Source organism: Streptomyces rubellomurinus, from assembly GCF_000961885.1.
Taxonomy (GTDB): Bacteria; Actinomycetota; Actinomycetes; order Streptomycetales; family Streptomycetaceae; genus Kitasatospora; species Kitasatospora rubellomurina.
Genome location: NZ_JZKH01000165.1, coordinates 1 through 7,175 on the forward strand (window position 1 = coordinate 1; position 7,175 = coordinate 7,175).

At 72.8% G+C, this 7,175-nt stretch carries 6 protein-coding genes; 2 read left to right on the forward strand and 4 right to left on the reverse strand.

Features of this window, described 5'->3' with window-relative positions; genetic code table 11:
- Nucleotides 1-860: 860 nt before the first annotated feature.
- Entirely contained in the window at nucleotides 861-2,297 is a 1,437-nt protein-coding gene (locus tag VM95_RS36480) for an FAD-dependent oxidoreductase (RefSeq protein ID WP_045705379.1), read from the reverse strand.
- 65 nt (nucleotides 2,298-2,362) lie between these two features.
- Between VM95_RS36480 and VM95_RS36485 the strand changes: the two genes are divergently transcribed.
- Nucleotides 2,363-3,007 carry a TetR/AcrR family transcriptional regulator C-terminal domain-containing protein gene (locus tag VM95_RS36485; protein WP_045705381.1) on the forward strand — a complete coding sequence of 215 codons (645 nt, stop codon included), beginning with the start codon at nucleotides 2,363-2,365 and terminating at the stop codon, nucleotides 3,005-3,007.
- 31 nt (nucleotides 3,008-3,038) lie between these two features.
- Here the strand turns inward: VM95_RS36485 and VM95_RS42095 are convergent, their stop codons facing one another.
- From VM95_RS42095 to VM95_RS36500, 3 genes are all read right to left on the reverse strand, one after another.
- Nucleotides 3,039-4,562, reverse strand: coding sequence for a hypothetical protein (locus tag VM95_RS42095; protein WP_045705383.1), 1,524 nt, complete (start codon nucleotides 4,560-4,562; stop codon nucleotides 3,039-3,041).
- Nucleotides 4,563-4,599: 37 nt separating this feature from the next.
- Complete coding sequence (locus VM95_RS36495) at nucleotides 4,600-5,706, reverse strand: NADH:flavin oxidoreductase/NADH oxidase (protein ID WP_045705385.1); 1,107 nt, start codon at nucleotides 5,704-5,706, stop codon at nucleotides 4,600-4,602.
- 437 nt (nucleotides 5,707-6,143) lie between these two features.
- Entirely contained in the window at nucleotides 6,144-6,608 is a 465-nt protein-coding gene (locus VM95_RS36500) for a MarR family winged helix-turn-helix transcriptional regulator (RefSeq protein WP_045705386.1), read from the reverse strand.
- 375 nt (nucleotides 6,609-6,983) lie between these two features.
- Between VM95_RS36500 and VM95_RS36505 the strand changes: the two genes are divergently transcribed.
- The coding region (locus tag VM95_RS36505) for an SAM-dependent methyltransferase (protein ID WP_244179116.1) at nucleotides 6,984-7,175 on the forward strand (192 nt) is incomplete at its 3' end.

Below are 7,175 nucleotides of genomic sequence, written 5' to 3' on the forward strand. Positions count from 1 at the left end.
CCCGTCCTCAACGAATGGAGCACCGCCCACGGCGGCTTCACCCACCTGCCCCAGCCCCAGCGCGACCAGGTCGCCGACGCCTTCTTCACCTGGATCCACCGCCGCACCACCCGCGCCTGACCCCGCCTCCACCGCCGTCCCATCTCCCGCAGGCGCGGCTCCCACCTCGCCGGTCTCGCGAGAGCCCATCGGCCGCCGGCGCCCTTCCCGTTGACCACGTGCACCTGCGTACCAGACGTCCACGCGGACGCCTGTCGGGATCGGGCCGGCGCCCCGTTCGTCCGGCGGTTCGACCGGTTCGCCCGTCACTGGAGCGCCCGGCCCGGTTACGTGTGTGTCGTGGCCTACGACGGCGACGAGACGGTCGGCTGCTCCTACGGCGCCCCGCTGGAGGACGGCCGCGCGTGGTGGCGCGGACACCTGCCGCCACCGCCCGCCCCGGGGACCGGGCGGCCCGCGCGAGTTCGGCCGGTAGGACGGGAGTTGGGGCCGCACGGCACTGTTCCCGCTCGGGGTGGTGCTGCTTGAATGCGCGGCGTGAGTGCTTTCGAGGAGTACCTGATGGACGGCATGCCCGGCGAGTGGGGGGCGTGGCGCGGCGAGGACTGGGCGACGGCCCGCCCGGCCGTGCCGGAGGTGCGGTGGTCGGAGCCGGGGGTGCGGGGCGACGGGGCGGGGCTTCGGCGCGGGCGTTTGGAGCGCCGGCGCTGTGCATCGGCCGGGGAGCCCGCGGAACCGGGGGAGCCTGGGGGCTGTGCCGAGGCCTTCCCGGAGTGGCCCGTGCGGGAGGGGGATGGCGTCCTGCGCGTCCCGGGGCGTGATCTGCCGTGTTGAGCGGGTGGGTTGGCGGGGTCGGGTGGTCAGCCGATGGGTGCGCCGTGGCGGGTGGCGTAGGTGGTCAGGCCGTGGGTGGTGTGTCCGGCCCAGCCGATGTAGCCGTCCGGGCGGATGAGGAACACGCCTGTGCCGTAGGCCTGGTGGGTGGGGATGCGTAGTACCGGGCAGGCGGCGTCCGGTAGTTCGGTGTCGGTGTTGACGGTGAGCAGGGTCCAGTGGGGGCCGTGGAGGGTGTGGAACAGACGTGTGCCGGCGTGGTGGCCGTCCGGGGCGCGGTCGCCGGCGTGCAGGGCGTCCTCGGGCAGGTCGGGGCGGGTCTCCACGGACAGCGGGGACTGCCGGTAGCCGAGGTCGAGTTGGGCGGTGGCGCGTCCGCGGCGGGCCTTGCCGTGGTGGACGGCGGTGGTCAGTTCGAGCATGGCTGCGGCGTTGGGGCGGCGTTCTTCTTCGTAGGTGTCGAGCAGGGAGGTGTGTGCGGTGCCGGTCAGGACGGCGTCGAGTTTCCAGCCGAGGTTGTAGGCGTCCTGGATGCTGGTGTTCAGGCCTTGGCCGCCGGCGGGGGAGTGGAGGTGCGCGGCGTCCCCGGCGAGCAGGACGCGCCTGTCGCGGAAGCGGTCGGCCAGGGCGGTCCTGGCTCGGAAGGTGGAGGCCCAGTGCACGGCCTCGATCTGGTCGGCGTGCAGGTGGGTGTGGGCGGTGACGGTGGCGCGCAGGCCTTCCAGGGTGAGGTCGATCTCGCGGGCGCCGGGGTGGCGTGCGAGGAGTTGGAAGTCTTGGCCGCCGGGTAGTGGGCACAGTGCCAGCGTGGCGCCGCCGGCCTGGTCGTCGGTGGGTGGGAAGACGTGCCAGTGTTCGCGGTCCAGGCCGTTGACGGTCATGTCCGCGACCACCATCGGCTGCGGGTCGACGTCCTGGCCGCTCATGCCGATGCCGAGCAGGGTGCGTACGGTGGAGCGCCCGCCGTCGGCGGCCACCAGGTAGCGGGCCCGCACCCGGTGGCCGCCGGTGAACTCGGCGCTGACGCCGTGCTCGTCCTGGGCGAGGGCGGTCAGCTCGTGCCCGAAGGCGACGCGCCCGCCGAGCGCGCGCAGCCGCTCGTGCAGCAGCTGCTGGGTGCGCCACTGCGGCAGCATCAGCGGCTGGGTGTAGGGCTGGGCCTGGGTGGGTTCGATGGCGTCGAACATCCGCTGTTCGCGTTGGGGTCGGCCCCCGTTCCACAGCTGCAGCGGCGGGTAGGGGGCGGCGTGGGCGCGTACCGCTTCCAGGGCGCCGAGGTCCTCCAGGACCTCCAGGGTGCGCGGCTGCAGGCCCTTGCCGCGCGAGCCGGGGGACAGGGCCGGGGCGCGTTCGACGAGCAGGGCGTCGGTGCCGCGGCGGGCGAGGTCGATCGCGAGGGCGAGTCCGGTGGGGCCGGCGCCGACGATCAGGACGTCGGTGTGCGCGGGGGTGTCCACGAGCATCTCCTTAACGTTGTTAAGTGGCTGGTGTCCCGAAGCATGGACTTAACGCCGTTAAACTGTCAAGCGTGACCGCCCAGCGCACTCCCCGACTCGACCGTGCCACCGTCGTCGACGCCGCTCTCGCCCTCCTGGACCGCACCGGCCTCGATGGCCTCACCCTGCGTGCCATCGCCGCCGAACTCGATGTCAAGGCGCCCGCCCTGTACTGGCACTTCAAGGACAAGCAGGCCCTGCTGGACGAGATGGCCACCGAGATGATGCGCCGCATGAGCGCCACCCCGCTGCCCCCCAGTGGCGACTGGCGCCAGACCTACCTCGCCACCATGCACGCCCTGCGTGCGGAACTCCTGCGCCACCGCGACGGCGCCCGGGTGTTCAGCGGCTCGCGGTTCACCGACACCGGTTTCGCGGCCGGCCAGGAAGCGGGTCTGCGTGTGCTCGTCGATGCCGGTTTCACCCTGCCCGCGGCCGCCCGTGCCTGGTACACCGGTTACGCGTACACCATCGGTTACACCATCGAGCAGCAGGCCATGGGCCCCAACGACTTCACCGGCGACGGCGGTCACGACCTCGATGCCCGCGCCCGGCGCCTGGCCGACCACCCTCTGGCGGCGGAGGCCGGCCGCGTCATGTTCGACGACTTCGACCATGGCTACGACCAGGGGCTGATCGCCGTCCTCGCCGGCATCGAGGCGACCCTGCTGACCTGACCCCCGGCCTCGCGGGCCCCCGGGTGGCCGGTCAGTGTGCTGTGAGTGCCGAGTTGGTGGTCAGTGTGAACAGCACGCTGCGGTCGCCGCGCTGGAGGTTGCCGGTTTCGAGGCGTTCGGCGACCTCGCGCAGCGCCACCGCGTCGAGCAGTCCGGCTTCCAGTAGCGGCGAGCCTTCGTGGAGGAGTCGCCGGATGTGCCGGGCGCCGTGGTGGTGTACGGCCGAGTCCATGATGGTGCCGAAGTGTTCCGTCAGTGGTGGCTGGGCCACCTCCGGCGCCAGGGCACGGCGTTGGATCCGTTCCCGCAGTAGCCGCCGGTTCGCGCGCCAGGCTGCCGGCAGGGACGCGCACCATCCTGCCAGCGCCGTGTCGGTGAGGGGGTGTATCGGCCACAGGCCGCGGCGTAGCAGTGGCGCGGCCATCCCCGCCTTCACCATCAACGCGCGCGCCGACACCACCGATGCCGGCGCCGACCCCGTGTCCACCTCCCGCAACGCCTCTCGCGCCACCGGCCCCAACCATCCCGGCGCCGCAGTCGGCACTGGTGGCGCCGCGCCGCCGCGGGGTGCCGTCGGTTCTGTGCCGTCCACTCCGGTGAACAGCGCTTGTATCCCGCGTTCTTGCAGCAGGGCGTGGAGTGTGTCGGCTGCGTCGAGGTAGAGGTCCTCGTACGGCGACACGGCCGTCCCTTGGTCGAGCAGTGATCCTGGGGCGTACGGCAGGTGTTCTGCCGCGGCCACCTGTACGTCCGTCCACCCGCGCCCCAGGTGTTCCAGCAGTGCGGCGCGGCGGCGTAGTTGTTGTGTGCCTCGTTCGCCGTCCAGGACGAGGGCGGCCGCGGTGAGGTGGTGGCCGCGTTCGTCGGTGGCCAGTGACAGGGCGGTGTTGGCGCTGGCGAGGTCGCCGGGCAGTAGTACGGCGGTGGCGCCCGTCTGCCACGGCACCTGCCGTACGGCCTCGTCGAGCAGGTGCCCGAACGTCTCGACAGGGTCCGTCTCCTCCTGCGCAGCGGGTTCGGTGGGTTCGGCGGGTTCGGGCAGGCGTATGGACAGACGGCCGAACTCGTAGGTCGCCAAGGCCCGTTCGGTGAGCAGGTGCACCCCCGCCCACAGCGTCGCGTCCGTGTAGCGGACGGCCGGTGCCAGGCGCCGTGCGGCTTCGAGGACGTTCAGGCCGGTGGCGTGGTGGCGCAGCTCCAGCAGGTCCCAGGAGGCGTGGAGTGCGTCGCGGCCGGCGGCGAGGTAGAGCGGCGCGGTGCCGGCGGTGCCGGTGCTCACCCGCACCCGGCCCCGGCCCCCGCCGGCTCGGTCGAGCTCCACCCGTACCCAGTCCTGGCAGTCGTCGACCGCCCCGGGGCCCGGCCCCGGGGCGGTCGAACTGCCGCTGGTGCGGGCGGTGTTGGTGAAGGAGGTGCGCGTCCCGTCCGCCGCGCACGACCAGGTGGTCAGCGGGTGGCGCAGTGGTTCGATCCACGAGGTGGCGCACCGCCATCGGGTGCCGTCCCACTGCCATGGTCCCGGCGCGTGCGTCGCTGCGATGCGTAACCTGAACATGCCTCACCTTCGCATGTTCCGGTGCGGGGCCGGGCGTTCAGGCGCGGTGGTACTGCACCGGCCCGGTGAAGTCGGCGTCGAGCTCGGCGGCGGCGCGGCGTGCCCAGGAGGGGTCGCGCAGCAGTTCGCGTCCGATCAGGACGGCGTCGGCGTGGCCGGAGGCGAGGATGTCCTCGGCCTGGCGTGCCTCGGTGATCAGGCCGACGGCTGCGACGGGCATGCCGGTCTGGGTGCGCACGGCTTCGGCGAAGGGGACCTGGAATCCGGGGGTGGCGTCGATGTGGGCGTCGGGGACGAGGCCGCCGGTGGAGACGTCCATGAGGTCGACGCCGCGGGCCAGCAGTTCCTTGGCCAGGCGCACGGTGTCCTGGGAGGTCCAGCCTTCGCGCTGGTCGGTGGTGTCCTCGCTGAGCCAGTCGGTGGCGGAGGTGCGGAAGAACAGGGGGAGGTGTTCGGGCCATACGGCGCGCACGGCGTCGACGACTTCGAGGGCGAGGCGGGTGCGGCCTTCGAAGGAGGCGCCGTAGGCGTCGGTGCGGTGGTTGGTGTGGGGGGAGAGGAATTCGTGGATCAGGTAGCCGTGGGCGCCGTGGATCTCGACGGCCTGGTAGCCGGCGGCGAGTGCGCGGGTGGCGGCGTCGGCGAACTGGCGCACGATGACGTCGATCTGTTCGCGGGTGAGTTCGTCGGGGGTGGTGTGGGCGGGCGAGAAGGCGTGGGCGCTGGGGGCGAGCGGGCGCCAGCCGTGGGGTTCGTCGGCGGCCAGCGGGCGTCCGCGGTCGACCCAGGTGCGTTCGGTGGAGGCCTTGCGGCCGGCGTGGCCGAGCTGGATGGCGGGGACGGTGCCCTGGTCCTTGAGGAAGGCGGTGATGCGGCGCAGGGCCTGGGTCTGGGTGTCGTTCCACAGGCCGAGGTCGTACGGGCTGATGCGGCCCTCGGGGCTGACGGCGGTGGCCTCGGTGATGATCAGCCCGGTGCCGCCGGCGGCGCGGGCGCCCTGGTGGGTGAAGTGCCAGTCGGTGGCCACGCCGGCCAGGTCCCCCGCGGGTGCGGCGCTGTACTGGCACATCGGCGGCATCCAGACCCGGTTGCGGGCGGTGACGTCGCGCAGGGTGTAGGGGGTGAAGAGGGCGGGGGTGCTCATGCGGACTCCTGGGGGCCGGGGCGGGCGGGCATCGGGACGCCGGAACATCATTGCGTCGGCACTTTGTGCGCTCAAACAATAGTTGCGCATGAAGGTAATTTGCAAGGGTAAGGACTGTGAGGGGACCCGGGGGGCTACGACCCGGCGGCAGCGCCGGCGCCGGCGGCGGCGGCGAGCGTGGTGACCGTGGCCGGGCCGGTGGAGGGTGGTCGTTGCCTCGCCGGGCCGGCAGGGACGTGGTGGGGGCCGGTGTGTCAGTGGCCGTCTTGGGCGGGTGTGCTCCACGGCGGGTGGCCGGCGGTGGCGCTGGGATCCCGAAGGCGCCGATGGCCGGGGCGACGAGGGCGGCGGGTACGGATCCCGCCTGCAATCGTGGGCACGTGTGGCGCCACCGCCCGGGGTGGGCGGTGGCGCCACACGTCCTGTCGGCGGCCGGGCTACCGGGCGGCGGGCGCGTCCACGTCCCTCACCGCCTTGACCAGCGATGCGAGCTCCGGGTGCTTCGCCGCCTCGTCCAGCGCCTCTTGCAGCGCCGCGTCGTTGGTCGGCCGGGCCTGCGCCAGTAGCTCCAGGCCGGCCGCGGTCACGTCGGTGTAGATGCCGCGCCGGTCCGTCGGGCATAGGTAGCGCGCCAGCAGCCCGCGGTCCTCCAGTCGGGTCACCAGTCGGGTGGTGGCGCTCTGGCTGAGCACGACGGCGTCGGCGACCTGTTTCATCTGCAGGTGCCCGCCTTCCCCGTCGTGCTGGCGGCTGAGCACGTCGAGCAGCGAGTACTCCCGCACGCTCAACTCGTGCCCGCCCTGCAGGGCCCGTTCGATGTGCGCCTCGATCCTGGCGTGCAGCAGCGACAGGGCCCCCCAGCCGTTGGCGAGGGCGGTGAGCGCGGGATCCGTGGCGGTCATGGGCCCTGGTCTCCTTCCGAGCGTCCTGGCCTCCAGGGTAAGCCACCTGTGGAAATACCGGCCAGGGCCAATAGCAAGCCCCCGCAAGCATTCGCCCCGCGGCCCCGCCCCCGGGCCCCGGCCCGCTGCCGGTCGCGGCTCGCCGCGGGCCCCGAGGTCGGCCCCGGGGCCCGCCGTCCCCCCGGCCCCGGCGCCATCCGCATTCGGCACGGCGCGGCGCGGGCCTCGGTGTGGGCCCCGCCCGTTCTCCCCCCGGCCGCGTAGGGCTGTGTGCTCGTGGGGTTGTGTTCGGGCGTGTTACTGGTGGGTTGGTTAGACTGCGGCGGACTTGGTGTGGTGGTGGAGGGGTGGGGTATGGGCGTCGGGGAGAGTTGGATGACGGCGGACGAGCCCGGGTCTGAGGAGCCGGTGGGTTTGCGGATACGTCAGGATGTTCCGCACAGTGCGCGGATGTATGACTACTTCCTCGGTGGGAAGGACAATTTCGCTGTTGACCGTGAGGCGGCTGAGCGTGTTCTGACGGTGTTTCCGACGATGCGTACCGCCGTGCGCGCCAACCGCACCTTC

What these genes read in the sequence shown, in the direction of transcription:
- VM95_RS36480 (WP_045705379.1), bottom strand. Translation starts at nt 2,297, where the DNA reads ATGCTCGTGGACACCCCCGCGCACACCGACGTCCTGATCGTCGGCGCC.
- VM95_RS42095 (WP_045705383.1), bottom strand. Translation starts at nt 4,562, where the DNA reads ATGTTCAGGTTACGCATCGCAGCGACGCACGCGCCGGGACCATGGCAG.
- VM95_RS36495 (WP_045705385.1), bottom strand. Translation starts at nt 5,706, where the DNA reads ATGAGCACCCCCGCCCTCTTCACCCCCTACACCCTGCGCGACGTCACC.
- VM95_RS36500 (WP_045705386.1), bottom strand. Translation starts at nt 6,608, where the DNA reads ATGACCGCCACGGATCCCGCGCTCACCGCCCTCGCCAACGGCTGGGGG.